The organism is Salinimicrobium sp. WS361 (genome assembly GCF_050750585.1).
Classification (GTDB): Bacteria; Bacteroidota; Bacteroidia; order Flavobacteriales; family Flavobacteriaceae; genus Salinimicrobium.
Map to the genome: position 1 here is coordinate 167,142 of NZ_JBOJLM010000002.1, position 26,722 is coordinate 193,863.

The following is a 26,722-nucleotide window of genomic DNA, read 5'->3' on the forward strand; positions in this document are numbered from 1 at the left end:
TTTATTTGTTCTATAAAGATTTGATTCCTTCGGGATTCTTACCTGGGTTACCCACAGATTCAAGTAAACTACATCTTCAAATAAAAATCTTTTACCAGTTCGGTGAATTCCGGAGTTCTTGTTGGCTAAATATTCAGGAGCTTTTTTAATGTTTCAGGATCCATTCTATTCTTGAAAAAAGTGATTAGCACAACACTATTTTTAATCTCATTTATTTTATAAAAGAGAGTCACGTTTGGATGAATGAGGATTTTGCGAATGTGGGATTGGGGAAATATAACAGGGTGAAGAATCTTACCCGAAGTTATTTGAAAAAGATTTTCTTTTGTTAGGCTGTTAAAGTTTTGGATCTCCTTTGCTGTCCAGTATTTTTCAAGGCCCTCTAGTATTTCCAGATAGGTTATTCTGGCCATACGGGTCCAGAAAATCTCCATATTAAATGTTATATTTTTCCTTAATCTCCCTCATAATATCTTCATGAGAATAGATTTTTCCTTCTTCAATATCTTTTAAACCCGCCTCAATAAAAAGTCGTTCAGTATCTGAAATTTCATAAGAATCACCGGGATCTGATGTCTCATTTCTTATTTCCTGAAGTCGCCTGACGATATCTTCATCCTCAAGAGAAAGAAGCCATTCAATAAGTTTATATTTTTCAGCAGGTAAATCCATCGATCTTGTTTAGAGAAATATAGTGATAAGATAAAGAAATTTGGTTAATTCTCGTTATGTATTATTTTACGTCTTTTGCCAGGATTAATTTTTTAAGATCAGTAATATCTATATCTATTTTCATGACCCTGAAAGGATCATACCTTTATAGCTATAGTTCACGCGACCGTTCGACCCCTACGGGGTCGCATATGTCATGTTTTATTTTTTCTATAAAGATTTGATTCCCTCGGAAGTGAAACCGGGGTTATCCAAGGATTTAAAGTAACTACATCTTCAAATAAAAATCTTTTACCAGATCTATATATTCGGGAGTGTATTGGTGCCGGGCGGTTTCGATAATAAGCTCATCAACTTCTGGCTTACCTTCCAAAAATGACATTTCCAGCAGACTTCTTTTTACGGGAGAATCGGGAGTTCCTTTTACATGGGTTATGCGCTGCGGAAAAAGTCCGTGGTCAGCTGCCAGGTAGCGGAATTTTTCTTCTTCAGCATAAGGGATAATGACGCTGAATTTTCCCCTTTTTGAGAGGAGTAAAGACACACCTTCCAGAAGTTCTTCGAAAGGGAGTGCTTCTGCAAACCTTGCCTGGTCACGCTTTGCATCTCCTGAAGAATAATCGGCCGAATAAAATGGCGGATTTGAAATTATGAGTTCATACTTTTCCTCTTCTTCCATACCTTCTTCCTGCATCTCTTCTACAAACTCATCAAAGGCGGCGTGATAGCAAAAGAGTCGGTCGCCCCAGTCGCTGTTCTCAAAATTGTCAACTGCCTGCTCGTAGGCATCTTCATCTATTTCGAGGGCATCAATGAGTTCAGCATTACTGCGCTGTGCTAACATCAAAGCTATGACTCCGGTGCCGGTGCCAATATCCAGAATAGAAAACGGATTATGCTCTAAAGAAGCCCAGGCTCCCAGCAGCACCCCATCGGTACCGATTTTCATCGCGCACTTATCTTGTTCTACATTAAATTGTTTAAAACGGAAGCTTTTCATTGCTGATTATTAATTGGTGAGGCAAGATAAGCACCAAATTCCAATTGGTAAATGAAGCACCAAACATTAAATTCCAAAGAGAGGTATGTGGCAAATTTTAAACACCAAATTCTAAAAAAAAGGTCGCGTCAAAGCACCGAATTCCAACGGTGAAATAAATTTAATTATGATTTCTTAATAATGGCAGATAATATTTTTCGCAGTTCCTCTGCTTCCCTGAAAATTCCTCTATCTCTGAATCTATGGATGGGTTTGAGGCTTTTAAAAGTTTTAACCAATAAGCAGATTCTTTAGCTTCTTTTCTAGCAATTTTAAGTCGAAAAGAAAAATCTTTGTCCCCCAGTTTCTCATTAGCCTCAATGTAATTCGCACCTACAGATCCCGACGATCTTATAAGTTGCTTTCCGTCTTCAATATTTGAAATTGTTTTTGGAAGCTTTGAAACCATTAATCTGCATTGTCTTGCAAATTCAAAAGTTCTTTCTTCCAGGTTATAAGGTTTCATACTTAAAGTTAGCAAAAAATGCCTTTTTTAGAACCTTATTTTTTGCTCCAGATTGAATTGGAATTTTATTCTCTTTTGAATTTGATGCCTGGTATTCAAAATAATCCAGTTGAAATGCGGAATTTGAAAATTTTCAAAAGTTGAAATTTGGTGATTGAAATTTCCGGGTAATTGGAATTTGGTGCTTGGGTATTGATTATAGATATAAATCAATAAGTCCCTCGGGCGTCTTAACGTAGATGGTTTTGTTTTTCTTATCCACCTTAACCAGGAATTGGTCATTCATAGGGATGAGGATCTGTTTGCCGTCTTTTTCTATTTCAAAAAGGGCCTGGGTGGTGGTGTCATTGACTCCGGTGAGGGTGCCAACTGTGCCGTAAATCTCATCTTCTACGGTAAAACCAATTACTTCGTGAAAATAGAATTGATCATCATCTAATTCCGGCAGAAGGTTGAGTGGCAGATAAAGGTCGCATTTCATAAGATCTTCTGCGTCCTCTTCAGAATCTACTTCTTCAAATTTTACCCGTAAGAGGTTGCTTTTTTGCAGCGAACTTCTTTCAATAAAAAATGGAACCAGGTTGTTGTCATATTCGACAAAAACTGATTCCATTTCTAAATAAGTTTCGGGTTCATCGGTATCGAGTTTAATCAATACCTCTCCCTTAAAACTGAATTTACTAACGATCCTGCCAAGATAGAAACACTCTTCTTTTGTCATAGCTCGTTAGAGAAAAAATTAAGAACCTGCCTGGTCCTGTTTTTCTTCAGCATTCGCTTCAGCAGCAGTAGCATCATCTACTTCATTTGCAGCAGCAGCTTCCTGGTCTTCGGTGTTCTCCTCAACTTCAGGTTGTGCAGCGGCAGCAGCTTCGGCTTCGCGCTTGGCGTTAACTTCTTTTTCAGCCTCAAGAGCTTTAGCTTTAGCAGCTTCCTGCTCTTTGCTTAAGCCTTCTTTTTTAGCTTCAACTTTTCCTTCTTTTTCCGATACCCAAGCGTTGAATTTCTCCTCTGCTTGTTCTTCGGTCAAAGCTCCTTTTCTCACACCACCGGCAAGGTGATTTTTAAGAAGGATTCCTTTGTAAGAAAGGATAGCCCTTGCAGTATCTGTTGGCTGTGCACCATTCTGTAACCATTTTACAGAACTGTCAACATCAATGTCAATAGTTGCAGGGTTGGTAGTTGGATTGTAGATTCCCAATTTTTCAAGGAATTTACCATCTCTTTTTGCGCGTGAATCCGCAGCAACGATCCAGAAAAAAGGTTTACCTTTTTTACCGTGTCTTTGTAATCTAATCTTTACAGGCATAAAAATTAATTTGTGGGGTTCCCGACCCCGGTTATTAATGAGGGGGCAAAGATACTATTATTTTTTCTTGTATATTAAGTGGTTAGTAAAAAATATATTTCCTGCTTCAAAGCGGCCACCTTTATTTATTTTCTACAAAGTTAAGGAGTGCTAAACCCTGTTAAACATTGGGTTACGTCAATAATTGTATCTTATATTAGGAGAGAAAGAAAAGTTGCTAACCCAAAAAATGAAGAAGAAAATGAACACGACAAAAGACCTGGCGTCAAAACTCAATGAGCTGCTGGAAAAGAACTATGATTCTGAAAAAGGATTTCAAAAAGCAGCAGAAGATGTAAAGAGCCAAAGGCTGAAAGATTTTTTTGAAGCCAAAGCAAAAGAGCGATATGATTTTGGACATGAGTTAAAAACCGAAATCAAGAACCTGGGAGAGTCTCCTGATAAAGGAACCAGTGTTAGCGGTAAAGCCCACCACGCCTGGATGGATTTAAAAGCAGCCTTTTCTTCAGACAATGAAGAGGCGATACTTGAAGAAACCGTGCGGGGAGAAAAAGTGGCTGTAGAAGATTACAATAAGATCATTAAAGAAGACGGTTTTGCACCTTCTACGGCAAACCTGCTTATTAAACAGCGCAATGCTATAGAGCGCACTTTCAAACAGGTGAAAGACCTGGAGGAAACTTTTGATTAGTAAATTTTAGAATGTGAATATAAAGCCCGGGCCAGTCCCGGGCTTTTTTATGTGTCAAAAATGCCATTTTTGGCACACCTCTTTCGTTAATAAATCCTGAAAACTTATCCTGAGAATACGTTCATTTATATTTACTTTTACCAATTCGAAATTTGCTTCAAACGCTTTGGTTGGTGCTAATAATCAGCCTAAAAGCCTCTAAAATATTATTTTATGTACCTTATTTTTGATACTGAAACCACGGGTCTTCCCAAGCGTTGGGACGCTCCTCTTACCGATAGTGATAACTGGCCGCGCTGTATACAAATCGCGTGGCAGTTGCACGATGATATGGGGCGGGTAGTTGAGCATCAGGATTATTTGGTGCAGCCCGAAGGATTTAATATTCCCTATGATGCCGAAAAGGTACACGGGATCTCTACCGAGTTAGCTTTAGAACAGGGAGTGAGCCTACAGGAGGTGTTGGAGAAGTTCAACATAGCCCTTTCCCGCTCAAAATTTGTAGTGGGGCAAAATGTAGGTTTTGATGTGAATATTATGGGAGCCGAATTTCATCGGCTTCAAATGGAAAATACCTTGCAGCACCTGCCTGTGCTGGATACCTGTACCGAAGTAACTGCACAGTTGTGTTGTATTCCCGGTGGTAGGGGAGGGAAGTTTAAGCTCCCTACGTTGACCGAGCTGCACGAATTCCTTTTTCATGAGCCCTTTGCTGAAGCCCATAATGCGACTGCCGATGTGGAAGCAACCACCCGTTGTTTTCTTGAGCTTATCAGGAAGAGGATCTTTACTTCGGAAGAACTGGATGTAAAACCAGATTATTTCGAGAATTTTTCAGAAGAAAATCCGCAGCCAATTGAGCTAATCGGTTTAAAACACATCAACCTGAAGAAGGCTTCCGAAGAGATCAGGAAAAGGCTTCAGAAGAAAGAAGGAACTGAAATTTCTTCCGCAGAAATAGAGGAAAACCTTGAGAAGCTTGATGAAGTTGCTTTTTCTCACCTTCATAACCACAGCCAGTTTTCCATTTTGCAGTCTACCATTAGCATTAAAGATCTTGTGAACGCCGCGGCAAAGCAAAATATGCCGGCCGTAGCGCTGACAGATCATGCTAACATGATGGGTGCTTTTCACTTTGTAAAAGAAGTTGGCACTTTCAACAAAGGCGTAAAGGCTAAAAATGCAGCCGCCGCCGAAAATAATGAGCCTGCCACAGCCCGCGAACTTAAAGCGATTGTGGGTTGTGAATTCTTTGTGTGTGAAAATCGCAAAGACAAGAGCCGAAAAGATAATGGTTACCAGGTAGTGTTGCTGGCCAAAAATAAAAAAGGGTATCACAACCTCGCGAAGATGTCTTCTATGGCTTATACCGAAGGTTTTTACTACGTGCCGCGGATTGACAGGGAGGTGATACAGCAGTATAAGGAGGATATTATTGTTCTTACCGGAAACCTCTACGGGGAAGTTCCCGGGAAAATCCTGAATGTTGGTGAAAATCAGGCAGAAGAAGCGCTGCTTTGGTGGAAAGAACAATTTGGAGATGACCTGTATGTAGAGTTAATGCGCCATAATCAGGAAGATGAGAACAGGGTGAATCCTGTTTTGGTCGAGCTGGCTAAGAAACATGAGGTGAAGCTGGTGGCAACCAATAACACTTATTACTGTGAACAGGAGGATGCCAATGCGCATGATATTTTGTTGTGTGTGAAGGATGGTGAAAAACAGGCTACGCCAATTGGCCGTGGCCGCGGTTATCGCTACGGGCTTCCCAATAACGAATACTACTTTAAGAGCGGTGATGAAATGAAGTCGCTGTTTAAAGACCTGCCGGAAGCAATTTCAAATGTTCAGGAAGTTGTAGATAAAATTGAACCTTATGAGCTGGCACGGGATGTTTTACTGCCTGCGTTTACTATTCCTGAAGAATTTGTGGTGGCTGAAGATGCCATAGATGGAGGGAAGAGAGGTGAGAATGCTTACTTAAAGCACATCACCTTTGTTGGGGCAGAGAAGCGCTATGGCGAAATTACACCGTCAATTAAAGACCGGCTGGATTTTGAACTTTCGGTTATCGAGAATACAGGATACCCAGGGTACTTCCTTATCGTGGAAGACTTTATTCGGGAAGCACGTAACATGGATGTTTCGGTGGGGCCGGGACGGGGATCGGCGGCAGGTAGTGCGGTTGCCTATTGCCTGGGAATTACCAATATTGATCCTATTAAGTACGATCTGCTTTTTGAGAGATTCTTAAATCCCGATCGTGTGAGTATGCCCGATATTGATATTGACTTTGATGATGAGGGTCGAAGCAGGGTTATGGATTATGTGATCAAGAAATACGGCGCCAACCAGGTGGCGCAGATCATTACCTATGGTACCATGGCGGCGAAATCTTCTATTCGGGATACCGCGCGGGTACTAGACCTTCCTTTAAATGAAGCCGACAGGATTGCCAAGCTGATTCCCAACACCAAGCTCGCCAAGATCTTCGGAATGGACGAAAAGACCATTAGAAGTAGCTTTAGGAGTGAAGAGGTAGATAAGGTAAATGAGCTTCTTAATATTGCTGAAGGAGATGACCTTGAGGCTCAAACAGTGAACCAGGCGAGGATTCTGGAAGGATCTGTTAGAAATACCGGGATCCATGCCTGCGGGGTGATCATTACACCAAGTGATATTACCAACTTTGTGCCGGTTGCGGTTGCTAAAGATTCAGATCTTTATGTTACTCAATTTGACAACTCGGTTGTGGAAAGCGCCGGACTCCTAAAAATGGATTTCCTGGGGCTTAAAACCTTGACACTTATTAAGGACACGGTGAAGATCGTGAAGGGCAGACATGACATTGATCTTGATCCCGATAGTTTTCCGCTGGATGATGAGAAGACTTATGAGTTATTCCAACGAGGGGAAACGGTAGGGATTTTTCAGTATGAATCTCCCGGAATGCAGAAGCACATGAAAGACCTCAAGCCCACGGTCTTTGATGACCTTATTGCGATGAACGCTCTTTACCGGCCGGGACCAATGGAATATATTCCCAGCTTTATCGCCCGGAAGCACGGCGATGAGGAAATCGTTTATGATTTGCCGGCGATGGAGGAATACCTTAAAGAAACCTACGGAATTACGGTATACCAGGAGCAGGTGATGTTGCTGTCGCAAAAGCTCGCCAGCTTTACCAAAGGTGAAGCCGATGTTTTGCGTAAGGCGATGGGTAAAAAGATTTTTTCGCTGCTGGAAGAATTGAAGCCGAAATTCCTTGATGGGGGAGAAAAGAACGGGCATCCGCGGGAAGTGCTTGAGAAAGTCTGGAAAGACTGGGAGGCTTTTGCGTCTTATGCCTTCAACAAATCTCACTCTACCTGTTATGCATGGATTGCCTATCAAACCGCATACTTAAAGGCGCATTACCCTGCGGAATACATGGCGGCGGTACTTTCCAATAATATGAATGACATTAAGCAGGTGACGTTCTTTATGGAAGAATGTAAGCGAATGAAGTTAAACGTACTTGGGCCTGATGTTAATGAATCCTACTATAAGTTCTCGGTTAACAGGGAAAACGCTGTTCGCTTTGGAATGGGAGCTATTAAAGGAGTGGGAGCAGGAGCTGTGGCTACCATAGTTGAAAACAGGAAAGATAAAGGTCCTTACAGGTCCATTTTTGATATGGCGAAAAGGATCGACCTTAGAGCTGCAAATAAGAAGGCTTTTGAAAATCTCGCTTTAGCCGGTGGTTTTGACAGCTTTGGCGATACGCACAGGGCCCAGTACTTCCATGATGAGGGCGACGGCATTACTTTTTTGGAAAAGGTAGTGAAGTATGCAGCCAAATATCAGGAGAATGAAAATTCGGCACAGGTGAGCCTTTTTGGTGATACCAGTGAAGTGCAAATCCCGGAGCCGGTGGTGCCTCCCTGCGAAGAATGGGGTACTATGGGAAAACTGAAGCGGGAGCGGGAAGTAGTGGGAATCTATATATCCGGGCATCCGCTAGATGATTTTAAGACCGAATTAAAGTACTTCTGTAACGCCGTTTTAGCCGATTTTCAAAACCTGGAAGAAGCCGTTAATAAAGAACTCACTTTTGGAGGGGTAATTAGTGATGTACAGCATAGAGTGAATAAACAGGGGCAGGGCTGGGCCAGTTTTATCGTAGAAGATTATTCAGATTCGTACGAGTTTAGAATGTTCAAGGAAGAGTACCTCAAGTACCGCCATTTCCTGGTGCCCAACTCTTTTATTCACGCGAAGATCTTTATTAGAGAGGGTTATCCTAACAGGGAAACAGGTAGAAAAGGAGAGCCAAGGTTGCAGTTCAACAACATTCAGTTGCTGCACGATGTAATGGAGAATTACGCTAAGAAACTCACTATTCAGCTGAATATAGATGAACTTCAGGAGGATAAGATCGATGCTCTTTTTGATATTTTCAGAAATCACAGCGGAGAGAACCGGCTTAATTTTGTGGTGTATGAAATGAAGGAAAGAATAAAGTTGCACATGCCCAGCCGAAAACAGAAAGTTAGGATTTCCCAGGAACTACTAAACGCGCTGGAAGAACAACAGGTATTGTATAAACTGAATTAAAAAAACACTCTCCAAAAATGGCATTTTTGGAGAGTGTTTTTTTATTATTTCATTCCCGACAAATTTTCTTCATCGGGTAAAACTTCAGTCGTGCTTCAGGCTATTTCTGTAGTTCCAGATATACCAGGTAAAGTGCAAAAACAGCTGTAACAAGAATGAAAGTGAGTATAGTACCGATGATAATTTTCTGAACAAATGAAAAACCTTCAGTTTGTTCTTTCCAGAGGTGAGAGAGTGCAGACATGGCAATGTTTTTTAGGGTAAAGTTATACGAATAAGCGCTGATTTTTAATTACTTATATATTAAAGATAACGAAATCTTAAATGCTAATTATTGATATTTCAGATAAAACGTTTAAGATCTAAATTACCAGATGAAGGGTTAAACTGGTGAAAATAATGAAAGATTTTTCTTACATTTTGAGGAGTGAAAAGGCCTTTTATAGGAGGTGACAATGAGCAGATAGGTAAATCTGATTTTCTTAAGGTATTGAGTCCTTATAATTTTACCTATTTTTGTCTGTAGTAGAACAATGAACTAAAACGAGAAATATGGCTTTAGAAATAACTGACGCTACTTTTGAAGAGAAAGTACTAAAAAGCGACAAACCTGTAATGGTAGATTTTTGGGCAGCATGGTGCGGCCCTTGTAGAATGGTAGGTCCTATCATTGATGATATTAGTAAGGAATATGAAGGGAAAGCAGTAGTTGGGAAGCTTGACGTAGATGCAAACCAGGAATTTGCTGCAAAATACGGTGTGAGAAACATTCCTACTGTATTGATCTTTAAAGATGGTGAAGTAGTGGGAAGACAGGTAGGAGTTGCTCCTAAGAATACTTATGCCGAAGCGCTGGATCAACTACTGTAGTTGATCACAAGTTTAGATATAAAGAGATCCGGGTTTTTCCCGGATTTTTTTATGCCTTATAATTTGTACCTTGGATAGAAATTTTCAGAAAATGCAGTTAGAGCAGGAGATTCACCATTCCGGAAAATTTGTTAACCTGGAGTTACTGGCCAGGCAGGTTGTGGAAGGATTTATTTCCGGACTCCATAAAAGCCCTTTTCACGGGTATTCTTCAGAATTTGCAGAACATAAGGTTTATAATCCCGGCGAGAGTACCAGGCATATAGACTGGAAGCTTTTTGCAAAGACCGATAAGCTCTTTACCAGGCGATATGAGGAAGAAACCAATCTACGGTGTCATTTGATACTGGATAACTCTGCTTCCATGCATTTTCCAGAGAAAAGGGATCAAAGCCTTTCTAACCTCAATAAAATAGGTTTTTCTGTTTTAGCATCGGCATGTCTAATGCAAATACTCAAAAAGCAGCGGGATTCTGTAGGCCTTAGTATATACAGCGATGCATACGAGTACTACGCACCCGAAAAAGGAGGGGACAGGCACCGCCGTATGCTGCTACATGTGCTTGAAGAGACCCTAAGCCGCCCCGTGGGCAATAAGAGTACAGCTACGTACACCTATTTGCATCAAATCGCCGAAAAAATGAAGAGACGGTCGCTCATCTTTTTCTTTTCTGATATGTTCCAGGAGGAAGTGGAGGAGGAGAAACTCTTTGAAGCGCTAAGGCACTTAAAATACAACAAACATGAACTGGTTTTGTTTCATGTTCTGGACAGGGAAAAGGAATTCAGTTTTAATTTTGGAGAAGAGCCTCGTCGCTTCACAGATGTTGAATCGGGCGAGAAAATAGACCTTTATGCTGATAATGTGAGAGATAGCTATTTGCAGGAGGTGAACACCTATTTTAGCAGGCTTAAGCTGAAATGTGCGCAGTACGGAATTAAGTACGTACAGGCCGATACTAATGAAAATTTTGAAAAAATTTTACTTACGTATTTAGTTGAACGTCAGAAGTTTGTTTAGGTGGGTAAAAAATACTTTCAAAATATTTTAAAAAAACGTTTGTAGAACTGAAAATGTGCTGTATATTTGCACTCGCAATAAAGCAACGGTCTGGTAGTTCAGTTGGTTAGAATACCTGCCTGTCACGCAGGGGGTCGCGAGTTCGAGTCTCGTCCAGACCGCAAATTGCAAAGAAGCTCCTCAATTTGGGGAGCTTTTTTTGGCAATAAAGAGTAGTTGTGTTGTTTGTGGTAAGTCTTTGACTTACCTGGGTTTAGAAGTAAACCAATGAGAAGCTTTTCCCTTCAAGGGAAGGGCTTTTTTGTTTTATAGCACTTTCCCTATTTTATAGTGAACGCCCAATTCATGTTAAAGGAATTATAAGGTTGGTATTTTAGCTTTTAATATTGTTCCTAAGACTTATCTTTAAATTCTATTACGGAATTTTCTTAAAAAGAGAGTTTTAATCCAAAACGCCTTTTTTGGCGCCCTATAAACACGACAAAAGATGCGAAGCAATGATGAGCCCGAAATAGGTGGTTCGGGAGGAATGGGTGTGGAGTTCAGGCACCTGCTTGACGGTTCTCCTGTTGCTAATTACATATGTGATGCAGAAGGGAGGCTTACCTATTTCAATAAAGCTGCCATAGAACTGTGGGGTAGAACGCCTATATTGGGCAAAGAGTACTGGTGTGGTTCATGGAAAATACTCTATGAAGATGGTACTCCTATGCCCCTGGAAGATACCCCAATTTCAAGGGCGCTAAAAAAAGGAGTTGAAGAGGAAAAAAGTGAAATAAGGATTGAATGTCCTAACGGAGCTTATAAATATTTACTCGTTTTTCCCAAGCCTTTATTTGACAGGAATGGTAAGCTGGAAGGGGTGCACTGTACCCTTGTAGATATTACAGAGCAAAAGCGGGATCATATAAAAAAGGAAACGCTTTCGGCCATAGTGCAATCTTCAGATGATGCTATTATAAGTAAAAACCTGCAGGGCGTTATAGCGAGTTGGAATAGGGGGGCGCAGGAGATCTTTGGATATTCAGAAGATGAAACTGTAGGCCGCTCTATTACAATGTTAATTCCTGAAGAACGTCTTAATGAAGAGGATGTCATTCTCGATAAGATCAAGAGAGGGATAAAGATCGACCATTTTGAAACTATCCGGAAACACAAATCGGGGAGGGATATTCCTGTATCCATAACCGTTTCCCCGGTAAAAGATTCGGGAGGAAATATAGTTGGAGCCTCAAAAGTTGCCCGTGATATTACTGCCCGCATTGAATCACAGGCGGCCATGAAAAAATATATCCGGAATCTGGAGACCCTAAATACAGTCGGGAAAAGTATTTCCGAAAATCTTAATGTTGAAGGAATTCTTCAGCGGGTAACCGATGCCACAACCAATCTTACCGGGGCTGCATTTGGTGCCTTTTTCTATAATAACAGTGACGATAAGGGAAACACATTCCAATTATTTACCCTTTCGGGTGCGCCAAGAGAGATCTTTGACCATATGGCTATGCCACGTCATACAGATTTGTTCCTGCCCACCTTTAGAGACCGGAAAGTGGTGCGGATAGATGATGTAACCAAACCTGGCGATTTTGGCAAAAATGCGCCTTATAAAGGGATGCCAAAAGGCCATTTTTCGGTAGTAAGTTATTTGGCCATTCCGGTGATCTCTAAAAACGGAGCTGTTATTGGCGGATTGTTATATGGACATCCGGAGGCCGGAAAATTCACCGCCGAGCATGAATTGCTTGTGATCAATATCGCTGCCCAGGCAGCAGTCTCTCTTGATAACTCCAAGCTTTTTGAGCAGGTGAAATCATTTAGTGAGAAAAAAGATGAATTTATAGCCCTGGCGAGTCATGAGTTAAAGACGCCGCTTACTACCATAAAAGGGTATTTACAGGTGCTGTCAAAAAAGAAAGCCGATAAAGTTTCTCAGTTATTTCTCGATAAATCCCTGTGCCAGGTTGATAAACTAAATACGCTTGTAGAAGACCTTTTAAATATGTCAAGAATAGAATCTGGACAGCTCAATTTTAATCTCGAGGTATTTGATATTAGGGAAATGCTGAAGGAGATTGTTGAGACCTTTTCTTATTCTTCGCAGTCTCACCGGGTCACCGCAACATTGTGGAATGATTCAGTCATTATTGAAGGGGATAAACAAAGAATAGAACAGGCTATCCTTAACCTGATGACCAATGCCATTAAATACTCCCCAAAAGCTGACGAGATCTTTGTAGATCTTGAGGTAGTTGGAGAAAATATGGTGGTGAAGGTGAGAGATATGGGCATAGGCTTAACCGAGGAGCAGCGAAGGCAGTTGTTTACCAGGTTTTACAGGGCCGAAGACACTCAAGGTATAAGTGGGCTGGGGCTTGGCTTGTACCTTACCAAACAGATCATAGACAGGCATGGAGGTAGTATTGAAGTGGCGAGTGAATATGGGATGGGATCTGAATTCTCTCTAATTCTGCCACTGGCAGTTCAAAAGTTTAAAAAAGTAAAAGCTATATAAGGAGTTTTAATTATTCCTGATTAAAAAATGTTGTGATGAAAGAGATATTTATTGTAGAAGATGACGATGGAATTAGGGAGTTATTAGAATTTCTTCTGGAAAGTCAGCAGTATGTAGTGAAGACATTTCCTACTGCCCGGGCTTTTCATAAAACTGTTCCCCAAAAAGTACCAGATCTGTTCCTCCTGGATATTATGTTGCCCGATGGTAACGGAGTAGACCTTTGCCGTGAGTTGAAAAATGGTGCTGAGACTAAAAGAATTCCCGTAGTTCTTATGTCTGCCCATGCAGACATTAGCCGTACCGAAGGTGCAGATGATTTTATTGCCAAACCTTTTGATGTGGATGAACTGCTCCAAAGGATAGAGAAACAATTTGCATAGCAGTAAATTCAGTGGCTTGTGGTCCTTTTTCTTGGTCTTAAAAGGGGATGGGGATAAGTAGGCAATTTGCTCCACTTGATTATTAAGCGATTCCTGCTGTCTTTTCTGAAACATTACGGATTGTAAATGATCCCAATTATATCTGGTAGAAGAAATGAAGTTTTCTAAAATGTCTTATAAATAAAGAGGCTGCCTTAATTAGGCAGCCTCTTTTGTTTCTATACTGATGTTCTATTCGTTATTTCAACTTTTTCTTCACAGCAACTTCCTGGAAGGATTCTACTACATCACCTTCGTGAATGTCGTTGTAATTCTTGATCTGTAGACCACAGTCGTAACCTTTAGAAACTTCTTTCACATCATCTTTAAAGCGCTTAAGAGAGGCAAGTTCTCCGGTGTAAACAACTACCCCGTCTCGTATAAGTCTAATTCGTGAGTTTCTGTAGATTTTTCCGTCTGTTACCATACAACCGGCAATGGTTCCAATCTTAGATACTTTGAATATTTCTCTTATCTCTGCATTACCTGTAATCTCTTCTTTCATCACAGGAGAAAGCATTCCTTCCATAGCATCCTTCAGGTCGTTGATAGCGTCATAGATGATCGAGTATGTTCTGATATCTATTTCTTCTTTTTCAGCGACTGTACGGGCATTTCCGGCAGGTCTTACGTTAAATCCGATGATGATCGCATCTGATGCCGAAGCAAGCAATACATCACTTTCGGTAATTGCGCCTACTCCTTTATGGATGATGTTCACCTGGATCTCTTCAGTAGAAAGTTTCTGGAATGAATCGGTAAGTGCTTCTACAGAACCATCCACGTCACCTTTAAGGATGATGTTAAGTTCTTTAAAGTCACCAAGGGCAATTCGACGTCCAATCTCATCAAGAGTAATGTGACGCTGAGTCCTTACAGACTGCTCACGTTGCAACTGAGTACGCTTGGCAGCAATATCTTTAGCCTCGCGCTCATCGGCCATTACCTTGAACTTGTCTCCTGCCTGTGGGGCACCGTCAAGACCAAGAATAGATACGGGTGTAGAAGGCCCTGCTTCTTTCACGTCTTTTCCACGCTCATCCTGCATCGCCTTAACCTTACCGCTGTGTCTTCCGGCAAGTACATAATCTCCAATTTTAAGCGTACCAGATTGTACGAGAATTGTTGAGACGTATCCTCTACCTTTATCAAGGTAAGCTTCTACTACTGTACCGTTTGCAAGCTTATCTGGGTTGGCTTCCAATTCAAGGATTTCGGCTTCAAGAAGTACTTTCTCCAGTAATTCTTTCACTCCAAGTCCTGTTTTGGCAGATATGTCATGTGACTGTATCTTACCACCCCAATCTTCAACCAACAGGTTCATACCCGCTAGTTTTTCTTTTATCTTTTCTGGATTTGCCGTTGGTAAATCCACCTTATTAATTGCAAATACTATAGGAACTCCTGCAGCCTGGGCGTGAGAGATCGCTTCTTTTGTTTGAGGCATCACATCATCATCGGCCGCTACAACAATAATTGCAAGGTCGGTTACCTGTGCACCCCTTGCACGCATAGCTGTAAAGGCTTCGTGACCCGGAGTATCCAAAAATGTGATTTTTTGACCGTTTTCCAGTTTTACTCCGTAGGCACCAATATGCTGTGTGATTCCTCCACTTTCCCCGGCAATAACATTTTCTTTACGAACATAATCAAGTAAGGAAGTTTTACCGTGGTCAACGTGTCCCATTACGGTCACAATTGGAGCTCGTGGAATAAGATCTTCAGGATTTTCTGGAACCACTTCTTTTGGCTCATCAATATCGGCTGTAACAAATTCTACTTCATGATCAAATTCCTCGGCTACTATAGAAAGAGTTTCGGCATCGAGACGCTGGTTCATAGTCACCATCATTCCAAGTGACATACACGCAGAGATAATTTGAGTTACCGGTACATCCATCATCGTAGCGACTTCGCTTACGGTAACAAACTCGGTAACCTTTAATACCTTGTTCTCTTCTTCTAGCTGGGCATCTTCAGTCCTTTGACGGTGAGTATCCCTTTTATTTCTACGGTATTTGGCACCACGACCTTTTCCGGATTTACCCTGAAGTTTCTCAAGAGTTTCCCGTACTTGTTTTTGTACTTCTTCCTCGCTAGGCTCTTCTTTGGTTACCGGGCGGGTACGTTTACCAGCACCTGGTTTTGATTTCGCTCCGGCTCCACCTTGTCCAGGTGCACCTTTTACGTCTTTGCTTATACGACGGCGACGCTTTTTGCGTTTATCCTTGTCGTCTTCAGCTTTTTTATCTTTTTCTTCTTTCTTTTTTACAGGCTTCTTAAACTGAGAAAGGTCAATTTTCTCACCTGTAAAATTAGGGCCACTAAGCTTTTGATATTTTGTGGCAAGAGTTGAAGATTCTTCTGTTTTTTCTTCTGAAGCTTCTGGTTTTGTCTCCTTTTTAGGAGCCTCATCCTCTTTTTGCTTTCCGGCTTCTTCCTGCTGTTTTGGAGCTGCTGCTTCTTTCTCTGCAGGTTTTGAAGGTTCGGGTTGAGCTTCAGGTTTTGGAGTTTCTGCTTTAGGAGCTTCAACTTCAGGAGTTTTCTCCTTTGGAGCCTCGGCTTTTGGAGCTTCAGGCTTTGGAGCTTCCGGTTCCTTGGCTTCGGGAGCTTTGGCCTGTGGCTGTTCAGGCGCTTTTGGCTCTTCTGCCTTAGGTTCGGTTTTTTCCGAAGCAGTTGTCTTTGGTTTATCGAGATCGATCTTGCCTACCTGTTTTGGGCCTTCCAGGGTTGACTTGGCTCGTATAACCTCCTGCTTCTCTTCCTGTCTGCGCTTTTCTTCCTGTTCCTTCTCTCTTTCAAGACGAAGGCTTTCTTTTTCCTTGCGCTTTTCTTCTCCTACTTCTTTCGCCTCTACCTTCTTACTTTTATCGGTCTGGAACTCATCAGAAAGCACCTGATAAATCTCTCCCGAAATCTTTGTAGTGGGACGCGCCTCTATTTCGTGGCCCTGGGAATTGAGAAATTCCACGGCACGATCCAACGAAATATTGAACTCGCGTAACACCTTATTTAATCGCATTGTCTTCGCTTCAGCCATAAATTGCCCTCTAAATTAACCTCTTTTATTCTTAACTTTTATTCTCTTCTTCAAATTCTTCTCTCAGAACCTTCATCACCTCACGTATAGTCTCTTCTTCAAGGTCGGTCCTTTTGACAAGATCATCTACATCCTGTTCTAATATACTTTTTGCTGTATCAAGTCCAATTTTAGCAAATTCTTCGATGACCCATGAGTCAATCTCATCTGCAAATTCTCTTAATTCAACATCTTCTTCAACACCTTCTCTAAACACGTCTATTTCATAACCTGTCAATTGTCCTGCCAATCTTATGTTATGCCCGCCACGACCAATTGCTTTTGAAACTTCTTCGGGTTTTAACATCACTTCGGCCCGCTTGTTCTCTTCGTCTATCTTAAGGGAAGTGATCTTCGCCGGACTCAAAGCACGGGTGATTAACAATTGATTATTTGTAGTGAAATTGATCACATCTATATTTTCATTGCCCAATTCCCGTACAATACTGTGTATTCTTGACCCTTTCATCCCCACACAGGCTCCAACAGGATCAATACGGTCATCATAGGAGTCTACAGCTACTTTTGCTTTTTCTCCAGGAATTCTAACCACCTTCTTAACATTAATCAGGCCATCGAATACTTCAGGGATTTCCTGCTCAAAAAGTTTCTCCAAAAATAGGGGAGAAGTTCTTGACATAATAATGGCAGGCTTATTTCCTTTTAATTCCACGCTTTCAATAATTCCTCTCACATTTTCCCCTTTTCTGAAGAAATCTGAAGGTATCTGCCTATCTTTAGGAAGTATGATCTCGTTACCTTCATCGTCCAGTAAAATTATCGCACGGTGGCGAATATGGTGAACTTCAGCAGTGTAGATCTCTCCTTCAAGCTCTTTAAAGTGCTTGTATATATTGGTATTGTCGTGTTCGTGAACCTTTGAAATTAGATTTTGACGTAAAGACAGAATGGAACGACGCCCAAGGTCGATCAATTTTACTTCTTCAGAAACATCTTCCCCAACTTCAAAATCGGGTTCAATTTTGCGGGCTTCAGTAAGGGAAATTTCCTGGTTAGGGTCTTCTACTTCTCCATCGGCCACAACAACCCTGTTTCTCCAAATCTCAAGATCCCCTTTATCAGGGTTTACAATAATATCAAAGTTATCGTCTTCTCCGTACTTCTTTTTAAGCGCACTACGCAATACCTCTTCAAGGATTGCCATTAATGTTGGCTTATCTATAGACTTATCATCCTTAAATTCTGAAAACGAATCTATCAACGCGATATTTTCCATATCCTATGTCTGTTAAAATGTTATTACCACCTTTGCCTCTTTTACATCCTCTAAAGGCAAGACGGCTTCTTTATTTACGGTCACTTTTCCTTTACCAACAGGTTTGGGCTCTCTGGCCTTCCACTTGAGGGTAATCTTCTCATCCTCAAAAGAGGTCAATGTGCCCTCGATCTTTTCTCCTTCAGTTGTGGTTACCGCAAGAATTCTTCCAATATTTTTCTGGTACTGCCGTGGCATTTCCAGGGGGCTGGAAGCGCCAGCCGACGAAACGTCCAGTGAAAAATCCTGTTCTTCGCGATCAAGGTTATGTTCAATCTTACGGCTTACCGCAATACAATCATTTACAGACACTCCTTTATTACCATCAATTATGACTGTGATATGGTTTGAGTCGTTAACGTTGAGCTCAATTAAAAATAATGAATTATTTTCTTCGAAAGCTTCTTGCAGTAATTTTTCTACTTTCTCTCGTAACATTCGCGGGTTTGGCTATAAAAAGAGGGGACTTTTTGTCCCCTCGTTGTTCTTTTTTCCCTTCAACGGTGCAAATATAGTAATATTTTTGTAGAACGAAAACAAGAATTAGAATGAAAAAATATTTGTAGTTTTATAACTAAATCAACCTTACCTATTTACAATTATCTATGAAAAATATCCTTGTGCCTACCGACTTTTCGGAACAGGCTGAAAATGCCTTAAAAGTAGCCGCTCAACTCGCTCAAAAATTCAATGCCGAAATTTATCTTTTGCATTTAATAGAGTTGCCTGTAGATATGGTAAACCCATTAGGAGAGACCCGTTCCAACGATTTGCCCGAAGCTATATATTTTATGAAACTGGCCAAAAAGAGGTTTGATGAACTTCTTTCCCGCCCTTATCTTAAAAATATTAAAGTTCATGATATTGTGGAAGTAAATAAAGCATTTGACGGTATTTTGGAAGCCAGCGAGAAGCACAATTGCGACTTTGTTGTCATGGGCTCACAGGGTGCATCTGGTCTAAAAGAAATGTTTATTGGTTCAAATACCGAGAAAGTGGTGCGAACTTCTAAGGTTCCTGTACTCGTAGTCAAGAATGATCATGCGGCCTTTGAGGTCAATGATTTTGTTTTTGCTACCAACCTCGAAACTACAGGGAGAGAAGTGCTCAAAAAAGTGATTGAGCTGGCAGATCTATTTAAAGCTCGCCTTCATTTTGTATATGTCAACACTGCAAATGAATTTGTGACCTCTAATGAATGCGATACAAAGCTGAAGCAATATTTGGAAGGTGTAGATTTTGATAATTACGAATTTCATGTCTTTAATGATGATTCTGTAGAACAGGGAATCTTAAATTTTGCTAAAAAAATTAATGCTAACCTTATGGGAATTGCTACTCATGGGCGCAAAGGCCTGTCGCATTTTTTTAATGGAAGCATCAGTGAAGATCTCGTAAATCATGCAAACAGCCCGGTGATCACATTCAGGCTCGAAAAATAGCATTTCAAAATGCCCTTTTTGAGAGGTGAGTTTCTATGTCTTTGCTTTTGATCTTCAGGATCTCTGCGGAAGATTTTTTCTTCTGAATCACTTTTTTGGCAGCTTTTTAGCTAATGCTGAAGTATATAAATTAACAGGAAAACCTGAAGTCGAAACGGCAGTTCGGGTTCTGGCTTCAGTTGGTTTAATTTTATTGCTTAAGCCAACTCACTCGTTTGAGTTAAGCAATTGAAAGCCATACGTTAAATTTGCGTCAAACCTTGAAAACAGGCCCAAAAAAATTTGCTACAAACGTATCTTTACCCCATATTCTTTTTATATGATATTAAAGGCAAGTTTACAATTAGCTTTTTTGGCTATAGAGGTTCTTCTCACTTTTTACAGCAGTGTGCTGGAGGATAATCTTATGGTCAAATTCCTGCTTTTTGTAATTACCGCAGTGCTTATTGCAATGGGGGTTACAAAGCTTGCAAGCCGCCTTTTACCGGCAGATAAAGACTATGTCTCCCCCGAAGAGGAGTAAATAATATAGTTGCAGTTCTACTGGTGTTGAAAAGAGTATTATGTTGTTGATAGTAGAACTACAGCAAACGATCCGGTGAGGAATATTTTTCTCTCCGGATCCTTTATTTTACAGGCCCTTCAAAAATGGCATTTTTGGTTTCTATTTGCCTTTAAGGCCTGAGTTATTCTAAATTGTTTAAATTTGACCTTCATCTAAAAAAAATCTGGTATTGAGCACTGCCGCAGATAATCACCTGGAAAAGTTTGAAACAGATCAGACCGTATTTAATGTACTTTTTGAAGCTGCTTCAGAAGGTATTATAGTTGTTAACACCCACCAGGTAATAGTGAGCAGTAACCTGGCTGCAGATAATATGTTTGGGTACAACAAAGGAGAGTTGAAAGGGAAGCCTTTAAACCTCTTGATACCACCAAAATACCGTTCTGCACACCCCTCTCATTTTAAAGGTTTTCTACAAGACAGCGAAAAAAGGCAAATGGGCCATGGCCGTGATTTGTATGGTGTTAAAAAGAACGGCGATGAGTTTCCTGTAGAAGCCGGTCTTAATCCGTTTCAAATTGGAGAGGAAAGGTACGTCATGTCTCTTATTATAGATATCTCTGTTAGAAAGGAGGCGCAAAGGCAGATTACGGAACTCAATAATGAGTTGGAAGGGAAGATCAAAGTAAGGACAAAAGAGTTGGAAGAGAGTATTCAAAAGCTCCAAAATGCCAATAAAAGTCTTGAGCTAGAAATTAAACGCCGTAAAGAAGCTGAAAACCGAATTAAAACTGCCCTTCAAAAGGAAAAGGAGCTCAGCGATCTAAAAACAAAATTTCTTTCCCTTGTGTCTCATGAATTTAAGACACCCCTTAGCGGGATCTTAACTTCGGTAGTTCTTGCCGGAAAGTATAAGCTTGAAGAGCAACAGGAGAAGCGGGAAAAGCACCTCAACACCATTAAAAATAAGGTGCATTACCTGGATAATATCCTTAACGACTTTTTGTCAATTGAAAGATTAGAAAGTGGTAAGGTGAATTATAAATTTACCAGTTTTAGTCTTAGTAAAGTGGTGAATGAGGTTGTTTATAATGCAAACGTCACCTTGAAGAGCGGTCAAAATATTGAATATACTCGTGACATTGATAATATAGTGTTGCACCAGGATGAAAAAATACTGGAACTGGTATTGTCAAATTTATTGAGTAACGCCATAAAATATTCTCCTGAAGATACTCTTATAAAGTTTGAAATAGAAGCTGAAGCTCAGAAGATCAGGTTTATAGTGGCCGATGAAGGAATGGGGATTCCTGCTAAAGATCAAAAACATATCTTTGAAAGATATTTCAGGGCCGAAAATGCCCTTTTGAATCAGGGTACGGGAATTGGTCTTAACATAGCCAAAGTGCATCTTGAGAATTTGGGAGGTACCATCAGTTTTAGTAGTGAAGAGAACCGCGGAACACAATTTATTGTAGAACTACCTATAGTGAAAGAATGAAAAAAGTATTATTTATAGAAGATGATACCGTAGTACGGGAAAATACAGCTGAACTTTTGGAGCTGGCAGAATATGATGTGATCACAGCAGCAAACGGCCGCTCTGGTCTTGAAGTGGCACGGCAGGAACTGCCGGATATCATTGTTTGCGACATCATGATGCCCGAAATGGATGGGTACGGTGTTCTTGAGAGTCTTTCTCAAGATCCGCAAACCCGGCACATTCCGTTTATCTTTCTTTCAGCAAAAACCGAACATAAGGATATTCGCCGCGGAATGGATCTTGGGGCAGATGATTACCTCACGAAGCCTTTTGAGGAAGAAGAGCTTATGAGTGCTATAGAAAGCCGGTTGGCAAAAGTGGCAATTTTAAGCAAGCTTCAGGAGAATGGCCAGCCTGATGCTTCAGAAGAAACTCAGCAGAAAATTAATTCTCTCCAGGAACTTAGGGAGGAAGTTAAAAAGTACGAACAGCAAACTTTCAAGGCGGGTGCAACCATCTATGAAGAAGGGAAGCTGGGTAACCACTTTTTCTTTGTTGATAAAGGCGTGGTAAAGAGCCACCGTATGGACGAGTACGGGAAGGAGCTTATTACCTCTATATATAAAGAAGGAGATTTTTTTGGAAATACTTCCTTTAAAAAGAGTGATGTCTATAGTGAATATGCTACAGCTATGGAAGAAACCCGGGTCTATGCGGTTTCAAAAGAGGAGTTGAAGCATATACTCATGAAAAACAGCAATATTACCCTGGAACTTATCGATGTAATGGGTGATAATATTGCAGGCATTAAAGAGCAGTTGCTTGAAATGGCTTATGGATCTGTAAGAAAAAAAGCAGCAAGAACCATCCTTTTATTTTCTCAAAAAATTAGACGACATCCCACCCAAAGCATCAGGATCTCCAGGAGTGATCTTGCCAGTGTGGCAGGTATGGCTTCAGAAACCCTTATACGAACACTTTCTGATTTTAAAAAAGAGGGATTGCTAGAGATTGAAGGCCGCAATATAAAGTTACTCAACGTAGAGGCCCTAAAGAAAATCAGTTGATTCTGCTTATTTTTTAGAATATTTCAATAACTGATGTTTATCATTTTTTCAGCCTGTCTTCCTGCATATTTTTGCCGGGTAAATAGATGTGACTGATGATGAATATCCTATTGCCTACCGATTTTTCTGAAAATAGCAGGAATGCTGCAGCCTATGCGTTGCAGTTCTTTAAGGATACTCCCTGCAATTTTCATTTGCTGAACGTATTCCCGGTTCCGGTAGATAAAATGACGACTGGATATATGTCTATGTCTTCTGAAGTCAAGGAAAATTTTGACAAGCTCATCAATTGGTTGGAGAGTATTCGCACCAATCCCGAGCATACCTACAATGTTTGTTTTAAAGCTGATTATCTTATCAATGCAGTAAGAGCCAAAGTGCAGGAGAAGCAGATAGATCTCATTCTTATGGGAACTAAAGGAAAAACAAATAAGGAAGGTGTTGTGATCGGGAAAAATACTTCCGATGTGATGATGAAGGTGAAATGTCCTGTTTTGGCCATTTCTGAATATGCTTCCTTTAAGGAGCACAAGAAAATTCTTTTCCCTACAGATTATAAAATACACTACGGCAGTAAGGTGTTGCGCACCCTTTTAAATCTTGCTTCACTTTCAAAAGCCAATGTTAAGATCCTTGAGATCTTTAGTAGTGAAACAGAACCCTCAATCGAGCAAATAGAGAACAGGGAGTTTCTTCAGGATTCATTTTCCCCAAGGATTCCCGTGTTGCAAACCTATTATACCTCAAGAGATCAAAACCCTAAAAAAATTCTTATTGCCAATCGCGATGTAGACATGATCGTGTTAGCGGCAAAAAATCTCAACCTCTGCCAAAAGTTTCTGCGCAATGAGGAAAATGAGAATATTCCTTTTATAAACCAGTTGCCATTACTGGTTTTGCATGGTTAATAATTTGTTTTAGATTAGTATTATTTAGTTTGTTTTTTGATTGGCATCTTCTACTACAGGAGGTGCCAATTTTTTTTAACAAAAATTAATAGGACAAATTTGTCCTATATGACTCACCTCATAAACAAGCCTCTTTGCTTACGCCATCTTTGTACCTCAAATTTAAACTCCTGTTAATCTAAAATAATACGATCATGGAAATTTTACAGAGTAAAACAGTTGCAGAAATGGTGACCGAGAACATTAAAACTGCACACATTTTTAAAAAGCACGGAATAGATTTTTGCTGCGGCGGCGGAATAAGTCTCGACAAAGCCTGTGAAAAATATAATGTTGATTACAACCTGCTAACCCAGGAACTTCTTAATGTAGATCAAACAAATTCAAGAGCCACAAACTATAACAGATGGGAGCTTGATTTTCTTACAGATCATATTATAAACGTTCATCACAGTTATGTAGAAGAGAATATTCCACTATTGCTTCAGTATTCTGCAAGAGTGGCGCAGGTTCATGGATCACATTACACCGAACTTTTGGAAATAAAAGAACTGGTGAAAGAAGTTGCAGGAGAGCTGAGTGCTCATTTGAAAAAGGAAGAGTTGATCCTTTTCCCGTTCATTAAGCAAATGGTAAGAGCTAAAAAAGAGAATACCGAACTGCCTGCTGCCCATTTTGGAAGTGTAGATAATCCTATCAAAATGATGGAGACCGAACACGAAGATGCCGGGGAACTGCTTAGAAGGATTGCCAAATTGAGCAATAATTACACACCTCCACAAGGTGCCTGCAATACTTATAGAGCTTTTTATGCCAAGCTTGAAGAATTTGAACAAGACCTTCACCAGCACGTGCATCTTGAAAATAACATCCTTTTTCCAAAATCTCTTTTACTTGAAAAAGAGTTGCGTTCTAATCAATAATGAATTAATAATATAAATCCCTAATTCCACCGAAACTGAAAGCCTGCATATTCGCTTTTCCTTTTCGGTTTTTAATGACTTAAATATGAGTAAAGAAAAAAAATTATGGATCGCTTTCTTGCTGGTCATAACTGTATCCTTTGCTGTTCTGGGTTACTACGGCTTTGAAATTTATCAAAAAGCACCACCAATGCCAGACCGGATAGTTACTACCGAGGGGGAAGTTATCTTTGAAGGTCAGGATATCAAAGATGGGCAAAATGTTTGGCAAAGTATGGGTGGCCAGGAAGTTGGCTCTATTTGGGGTCACGGTGCTTACCAGGCTCCCGACTGGACTGCAGACTGGCTTCACCGCGAAGCACTATTTATTCTTAATGAGTGGTCTCAGGATGATTACAACCTTCCCTATGATGAACTTGAAAGTGAAAAACAGGCGCTTCTGGAAAGAAGATTGCAGCTGGAGTTAAGAGAGAATACTTATAACGAAGCCAAAGATGTTATTACTATTTCTCCTATGCGAGCCAAAGCGGTGGTATATCTTAGCAACTACTATAAAGGGCTTTTTATGCAGAACCCTGAACTTGATGAACTGAGGAATTTTTATGCTATCCCTGAAAATTCTATTAAGGATGAGAACAGAATGCATCAAATGGCAGGATTTTTCTTCTGGGCCACCTGGGCTACAGTTACCGAAAGACCCGGAAGTGAAGTTTCTTATACCCATAACTGGCCTCCAGATGACCTGGTTGGTAACAAAGCTACGGGTGATCTATTAATATGGACAGGGTTTAGTATTATCCTTCTTCTTGTAGGAATAGGAATAATGGTGTTCTATCACGCCAGGATGAAAGAGGAAGAAGAGCTGGAAAGACCGGTAAGAGATCCACTAATGGATCAAACTCTTACTCCTTCTATGCTCGCCGTGAAAAAGTATATGTGGATAGTATGTGTGCTTATCCTTATACAGGTGACCTTTGGTGTGGTGACTGCGCATTATGGTGTTGAGGGTGACGGTTTTTACGGTCTTAACCTCGCCGATATTCTCCCTTACTCCATTTCAAGGACCTGGCACGTGCAGCTCGGAATTTTATGGATCGCCACTGCGTGGTTAGGAACAGGGCTCTACATTGCGCCTGCCGTTTCAGGAAAAGATCCGAAGTTTCAAAAATTTGGAGTGAACTTCCTCTTTGTTTGCCTGTTGATCATTGTATTTGGTTCTATGGCCGGGCAATGGATGGGAATTATGCAAAAACTTGGATTAGCCGAGAACTTCTGGTTCGGTCACCAGGGTTATGAGTATGTTGACCTGGGAAGGTTTTGGCAAATATTTCTCTTTGTGGGATTATTCGTGTGGCTGGCACTTATGGTGAGACCGCTCATTCCTGTGATAAGACAAAGAACTTCAGAAAGGAACCTGCTCATTATGTTCCTGGTCTCTTCTGCTGCAATTGCCTTATTCTATGGGGCTGGTCTTATGTGGGGGCGCCAAACAAATCTTGCAATCGCCGAATACTGGCGCTGGTGGGTTGTTCACCTTTGGGTAGAAGGCTTCTTTGAAGTATTTGCAACCGTGGTATCTGCTTTCCTTTTCGTGAGATTAGGTTTATTAAGAACAAAAACTGCTACGCTAAGTGTGCTTTTGGCTACTATTATCTTCCTTTCGGGAGGTATTTTAGGAACTTTTCACCACCTGTACTTTAGTGGTACTCCAACTGCGGTTATGGCTTTGGGAGCTACCTTTAGTGCCCTTGAAGTTGTGCCCCTTGTTTTAATTGGGTACGAAGTTTATGAGAACTACAAGCTTTCCAGGGCAACCGAATGGCTTAAAGATTACAAGTGGCCTATCTACTGCCTTATAGCTGTAGCCTTCTGGAACTTCCTGGGAGCAGGGATCTTCGGTTTTATCATTAACCCTCCAATTGCACTTTATTACATGCAAGGGCTTAACACCACAGCCGTTCACGCACACACTGCACTTTTTGGAGTGTATGGGTTCCTTGGAATCGGTCTTATGTTATTTGTGTTAAGAAGCCTCTTTAGAGTGCAGGTTTGGAATGACAAACTGCTGAGTTTCTCTTTCTGGTCTATTAATATCGGGCTTATTCTTATGGTGCTGTTAAGTATACTTCCTATAGGTTTACTTCAAACGGTTGCCAGTGTGAATGAAGGAATGTGGTACGCGCGTTCGGCCGATTTTATGCAACAACCTGGAATGGATACCCTGCGCTGGTTGAGGGCTATTGGGGATACTATATTTGCTGTCGGCCTCTTTGCTTTCGTGTGGTTCGTCTTTAGTCTTGACAGCCGTAAAAAGCTACCGGCCGATAAGAAGAAAGTACTCAAAAAAGAATATCAGGAAGTTTAAAAATACAGAGGAGGCAAAGAGCTGGCATCGCTCCCGTAAAGGGGGTGTCAAAAATGCAGTTTTTTGCCTCCTC

The 26,722-nt window shown here is 40.8% G+C and carries 23 protein-coding genes and 1 tRNA gene; 14 read left to right on the forward strand and 10 right to left on the reverse strand.

What is annotated here, in order from left to right; genetic code table 11:
* Positions 1 to 125: 125 nt before the first annotated feature.
* From ACQ93I_RS02685 to ACQ93I_RS02710, 6 genes are all read right to left on the reverse strand, one after another.
* Positions 126 to 413: a hypothetical protein gene (locus ACQ93I_RS02685; protein ID WP_431697026.1), complete on the reverse strand. Its 288-nt coding sequence runs from the start codon at positions 411 to 413 to the stop codon at positions 126 to 128.
* Between the two features lie 22 nt (positions 414 to 435).
* Positions 436 to 672, reverse strand: a complete 237-nt coding sequence (locus ACQ93I_RS02690) for a hypothetical protein (RefSeq protein ID WP_266068362.1) — start codon at positions 670 to 672, stop codon at positions 436 to 438.
* Positions 673 to 940: 268 nt separating this feature from the next.
* Complete coding sequence (locus tag ACQ93I_RS02695) at positions 941 to 1,621, reverse strand: tRNA1(Val) (adenine(37)-N6)-methyltransferase (RefSeq protein ID WP_431697027.1); 681 nt, start codon at positions 1,619 to 1,621, stop codon at positions 941 to 943.
* Positions 1,622 to 1,832: 211 nt separating this feature from the next.
* Positions 1,833 to 2,177, reverse strand: a complete 345-nt coding sequence (locus tag ACQ93I_RS02700; protein WP_431697028.1) for a four helix bundle protein — start codon at positions 2,175 to 2,177, stop codon at positions 1,833 to 1,835.
* Positions 2,178 to 2,373: 196 nt separating this feature from the next.
* Complete coding sequence (rimM, locus tag ACQ93I_RS02705) at positions 2,374 to 2,898, reverse strand: ribosome maturation factor RimM (protein ID WP_431697029.1); 525 nt, start codon at positions 2,896 to 2,898, stop codon at positions 2,374 to 2,376.
* An 18-nt stretch (positions 2,899 to 2,916) separates the two neighbouring features.
* The gene (locus ACQ93I_RS02710) at positions 2,917 to 3,486 is read right to left on the reverse strand and encodes a 30S ribosomal protein S16 (RefSeq protein WP_431697030.1); all 570 of its coding nucleotides are present in this window, start codon (positions 3,484 to 3,486) and stop codon (positions 2,917 to 2,919) included.
* A gap of 229 nt (positions 3,487 to 3,715) precedes the next feature.
* Here ACQ93I_RS02710 and ACQ93I_RS02715 point away from each other — a divergent pair, with 229 nt between their 5' ends.
* Together ACQ93I_RS02715 and dnaE are read left to right on the forward strand one after the other, a co-directional pair.
* Positions 3,716 to 4,177 carry a ferritin-like domain-containing protein gene (locus tag ACQ93I_RS02715; RefSeq protein WP_306419735.1) on the forward strand — a complete coding sequence of 154 codons (462 nt, stop codon included), beginning with the start codon at positions 3,716 to 3,718 and terminating at the stop codon, positions 4,175 to 4,177.
* Positions 4,178 to 4,390: 213 nt separating this feature from the next.
* Positions 4,391 to 8,773, forward strand: a complete 4,383-nt coding sequence (gene dnaE, locus ACQ93I_RS02720) for a DNA polymerase III subunit alpha (protein ID WP_431697031.1) — start codon at positions 4,391 to 4,393, stop codon at positions 8,771 to 8,773.
* A gap of 100 nt (positions 8,774 to 8,873) precedes the next feature.
* Here the strand turns inward: dnaE and ACQ93I_RS02725 are convergent, their stop codons facing one another.
* A complete protein-coding gene (locus ACQ93I_RS02725) occupies positions 8,874 to 9,017 on the reverse strand; it encodes a hypothetical protein (RefSeq protein WP_266068368.1) in 144 nt (47 codons plus the stop codon).
* A 308-nt stretch (positions 9,018 to 9,325) separates the two neighbouring features.
* On the opposite strand from ACQ93I_RS02725, the gene trxA reads away from it, so the two are divergent.
* The 5 genes from trxA (at position 9,326) to ACQ93I_RS02750 (ending at position 13,562) form a co-directional block, all read left to right on the forward strand.
* On the forward strand, positions 9,326 to 9,643 hold the full coding sequence (gene trxA, locus ACQ93I_RS02730; protein ID WP_266068369.1) for a thioredoxin: 318 nt from the start codon (positions 9,326 to 9,328) through the stop codon (positions 9,641 to 9,643).
* 91 nt (positions 9,644 to 9,734) lie between these two features.
* Complete coding sequence (locus ACQ93I_RS02735) at positions 9,735 to 10,664, forward strand: DUF58 domain-containing protein (protein ID WP_431697032.1); 930 nt, start codon at positions 9,735 to 9,737, stop codon at positions 10,662 to 10,664.
* A gap of 87 nt (positions 10,665 to 10,751) precedes the next feature.
* A tRNA-Asp gene (locus ACQ93I_RS02740) sits at positions 10,752 to 10,825 on the forward strand.
* A gap of 326 nt (positions 10,826 to 11,151) precedes the next feature.
* On the forward strand, positions 11,152 to 13,179 hold the full coding sequence (locus ACQ93I_RS02745; protein ID WP_431697033.1) for a sensor histidine kinase: 2,028 nt from the start codon (positions 11,152 to 11,154) through the stop codon (positions 13,177 to 13,179).
* 35 nt (positions 13,180 to 13,214) lie between these two features.
* Positions 13,215 to 13,562 (forward strand): response regulator transcription factor, encoded by a 348-nt coding sequence (locus tag ACQ93I_RS02750; RefSeq protein ID WP_431697034.1) that lies wholly within the window; start codon positions 13,215 to 13,217, stop codon positions 13,560 to 13,562.
* A 238-nt stretch (positions 13,563 to 13,800) separates the two neighbouring features.
* Here the strand turns inward: ACQ93I_RS02750 and infB are convergent, their stop codons facing one another.
* Genes infB through rimP form a run of 3 tightly spaced genes read right to left on the reverse strand, consistent with a single transcriptional unit; the run spans position 13,801 to position 18,394 of the window.
* On the reverse strand, positions 13,801 to 16,641 hold the full coding sequence (gene infB, locus ACQ93I_RS02755; RefSeq protein ID WP_431697035.1) for a translation initiation factor IF-2: 2,841 nt from the start codon (positions 16,639 to 16,641) through the stop codon (positions 13,801 to 13,803).
* A 31-nt stretch (positions 16,642 to 16,672) separates the two neighbouring features.
* Entirely contained in the window at positions 16,673 to 17,917 is a 1,245-nt protein-coding gene (gene nusA / locus ACQ93I_RS02760) for a transcription termination factor NusA (RefSeq protein ID WP_266068374.1), read from the reverse strand.
* Positions 17,918 to 17,929: 12 nt separating this feature from the next.
* Complete coding sequence (rimP, locus tag ACQ93I_RS02765; RefSeq protein WP_431697036.1) at positions 17,930 to 18,394, reverse strand: ribosome assembly cofactor RimP; 465 nt, start codon at positions 18,392 to 18,394, stop codon at positions 17,930 to 17,932.
* Positions 18,395 to 18,561: 167 nt separating this feature from the next.
* On the opposite strand from rimP, the gene ACQ93I_RS02770 reads away from it, so the two are divergent.
* The 7 genes from ACQ93I_RS02770 to ACQ93I_RS02800 all read left to right on the forward strand — a co-directional run bounded on the left by ACQ93I_RS02770 (position 18,562) and on the right by ACQ93I_RS02800 (position 26,649).
* Positions 18,562 to 19,398 (forward strand): universal stress protein, encoded by an 837-nt coding sequence (locus ACQ93I_RS02770; RefSeq protein ID WP_431697037.1) that lies wholly within the window; start codon positions 18,562 to 18,564, stop codon positions 19,396 to 19,398.
* A 319-nt stretch (positions 19,399 to 19,717) separates the two neighbouring features.
* Complete coding sequence (locus ACQ93I_RS02775; RefSeq protein WP_431697038.1) at positions 19,718 to 19,921, forward strand: hypothetical protein; 204 nt, start codon at positions 19,718 to 19,720, stop codon at positions 19,919 to 19,921.
* Positions 19,922 to 20,132: 211 nt separating this feature from the next.
* Positions 20,133 to 21,404 carry an ATP-binding protein gene (locus ACQ93I_RS02780; RefSeq protein ID WP_431697039.1) on the forward strand — a complete coding sequence of 424 codons (1,272 nt, stop codon included), beginning with the start codon at positions 20,133 to 20,135 and terminating at the stop codon, positions 21,402 to 21,404.
* On the forward strand, positions 21,401 to 22,453 hold the full coding sequence (locus ACQ93I_RS02785; RefSeq protein ID WP_431697040.1) for a response regulator: 1,053 nt from the start codon (positions 21,401 to 21,403) through the stop codon (positions 22,451 to 22,453). The genes ACQ93I_RS02780 and ACQ93I_RS02785 overlap by 4 nt, the downstream gene beginning before the upstream one ends.
* A gap of 95 nt (positions 22,454 to 22,548) precedes the next feature.
* Positions 22,549 to 23,361: a universal stress protein gene (locus ACQ93I_RS02790; protein ID WP_431697041.1), complete on the forward strand. Its 813-nt coding sequence runs from the start codon at positions 22,549 to 22,551 to the stop codon at positions 23,359 to 23,361.
* 194 nt (positions 23,362 to 23,555) lie between these two features.
* Positions 23,556 to 24,284 carry an iron-sulfur cluster repair di-iron protein gene (gene ric / locus ACQ93I_RS02795; protein ID WP_431697042.1) on the forward strand — a complete coding sequence of 243 codons (729 nt, stop codon included), beginning with the start codon at positions 23,556 to 23,558 and terminating at the stop codon, positions 24,282 to 24,284.
* Positions 24,285 to 24,369: 85 nt separating this feature from the next.
* Entirely contained in the window at positions 24,370 to 26,649 is a 2,280-nt protein-coding gene (locus ACQ93I_RS02800; RefSeq protein ID WP_431697043.1) for a nitric-oxide reductase large subunit, read from the forward strand.
* The last annotated feature ends 73 nt before the right edge of the window (positions 26,650 to 26,722 follow it).

What these genes read in the sequence shown, in the direction of transcription:
- ACQ93I_RS02685 (WP_431697026.1), bottom strand. Translation starts at nt 413, where the DNA reads ATGGCCAGAATAACCTATCTGGAAATACTAGAGGGCCTTGAAAAATAC.
- ACQ93I_RS02690 (WP_266068362.1), bottom strand. Translation starts at nt 672, where the DNA reads ATGGATTTACCTGCTGAAAAATATAAACTTATTGAATGGCTTCTTTCT.
- ACQ93I_RS02695 (WP_431697027.1), bottom strand. Translation starts at nt 1,621, where the DNA reads ATGAAAATCGGTACCGATGGGGTGCTGCTGGGAGCCTGGGCTTCTTTA.
- ACQ93I_RS02700 (WP_431697028.1), bottom strand. Translation starts at nt 2,177, where the DNA reads ATGAAACCTTATAACCTGGAAGAAAGAACTTTTGAATTTGCAAGACAA.
- rimM (WP_431697029.1), bottom strand. Translation starts at nt 2,898, where the DNA reads ATGACAAAAGAAGAGTGTTTCTATCTTGGCAGGATCGTTAGTAAATTC.
- ACQ93I_RS02710 (WP_431697030.1), bottom strand. Translation starts at nt 3,486, where the DNA reads ATGCCTGTAAAGATTAGATTACAAAGACACGGTAAAAAAGGTAAACCT.
- ACQ93I_RS02715 (WP_306419735.1), top strand. Translation starts at nt 3,716, where the DNA reads ATGAAGAAGAAAATGAACACGACAAAAGACCTGGCGTCAAAACTCAAT.
- dnaE (WP_431697031.1), top strand. Translation starts at nt 4,391, where the DNA reads ATGTACCTTATTTTTGATACTGAAACCACGGGTCTTCCCAAGCGTTGG.
- ACQ93I_RS02725 (WP_266068368.1), bottom strand. Translation starts at nt 9,017, where the DNA reads ATGTCTGCACTCTCTCACCTCTGGAAAGAACAAACTGAAGGTTTTTCA.
- trxA (WP_266068369.1), top strand. Translation starts at nt 9,326, where the DNA reads ATGGCTTTAGAAATAACTGACGCTACTTTTGAAGAGAAAGTACTAAAA.
- ACQ93I_RS02735 (WP_431697032.1), top strand. Translation starts at nt 9,735, where the DNA reads ATGCAGTTAGAGCAGGAGATTCACCATTCCGGAAAATTTGTTAACCTG.
- ACQ93I_RS02745 (WP_431697033.1), top strand. Translation starts at nt 11,152, where the DNA reads ATGCGAAGCAATGATGAGCCCGAAATAGGTGGTTCGGGAGGAATGGGT.
- ACQ93I_RS02750 (WP_431697034.1), top strand. Translation starts at nt 13,215, where the DNA reads ATGAAAGAGATATTTATTGTAGAAGATGACGATGGAATTAGGGAGTTA.
- infB (WP_431697035.1), bottom strand. Translation starts at nt 16,641, where the DNA reads ATGGCTGAAGCGAAGACAATGCGATTAAATAAGGTGTTACGCGAGTTC.
- nusA (WP_266068374.1), bottom strand. Translation starts at nt 17,917, where the DNA reads ATGGAAAATATCGCGTTGATAGATTCGTTTTCAGAATTTAAGGATGAT.
- rimP (WP_431697036.1), bottom strand. Translation starts at nt 18,394, where the DNA reads ATGTTACGAGAGAAAGTAGAAAAATTACTGCAAGAAGCTTTCGAAGAA.
- ACQ93I_RS02770 (WP_431697037.1), top strand. Translation starts at nt 18,562, where the DNA reads ATGAAAAATATCCTTGTGCCTACCGACTTTTCGGAACAGGCTGAAAAT.
- ACQ93I_RS02775 (WP_431697038.1), top strand. Translation starts at nt 19,718, where the DNA reads ATGATATTAAAGGCAAGTTTACAATTAGCTTTTTTGGCTATAGAGGTT.
- ACQ93I_RS02785 (WP_431697040.1), top strand. Translation starts at nt 21,401, where the DNA reads ATGAAAAAAGTATTATTTATAGAAGATGATACCGTAGTACGGGAAAAT.
- ACQ93I_RS02790 (WP_431697041.1), top strand. Translation starts at nt 22,549, where the DNA reads ATGATGAATATCCTATTGCCTACCGATTTTTCTGAAAATAGCAGGAAT.
- ric (WP_431697042.1), top strand. Translation starts at nt 23,556, where the DNA reads ATGGAAATTTTACAGAGTAAAACAGTTGCAGAAATGGTGACCGAGAAC.
- ACQ93I_RS02800 (WP_431697043.1), top strand. Translation starts at nt 24,370, where the DNA reads ATGAGTAAAGAAAAAAAATTATGGATCGCTTTCTTGCTGGTCATAACT.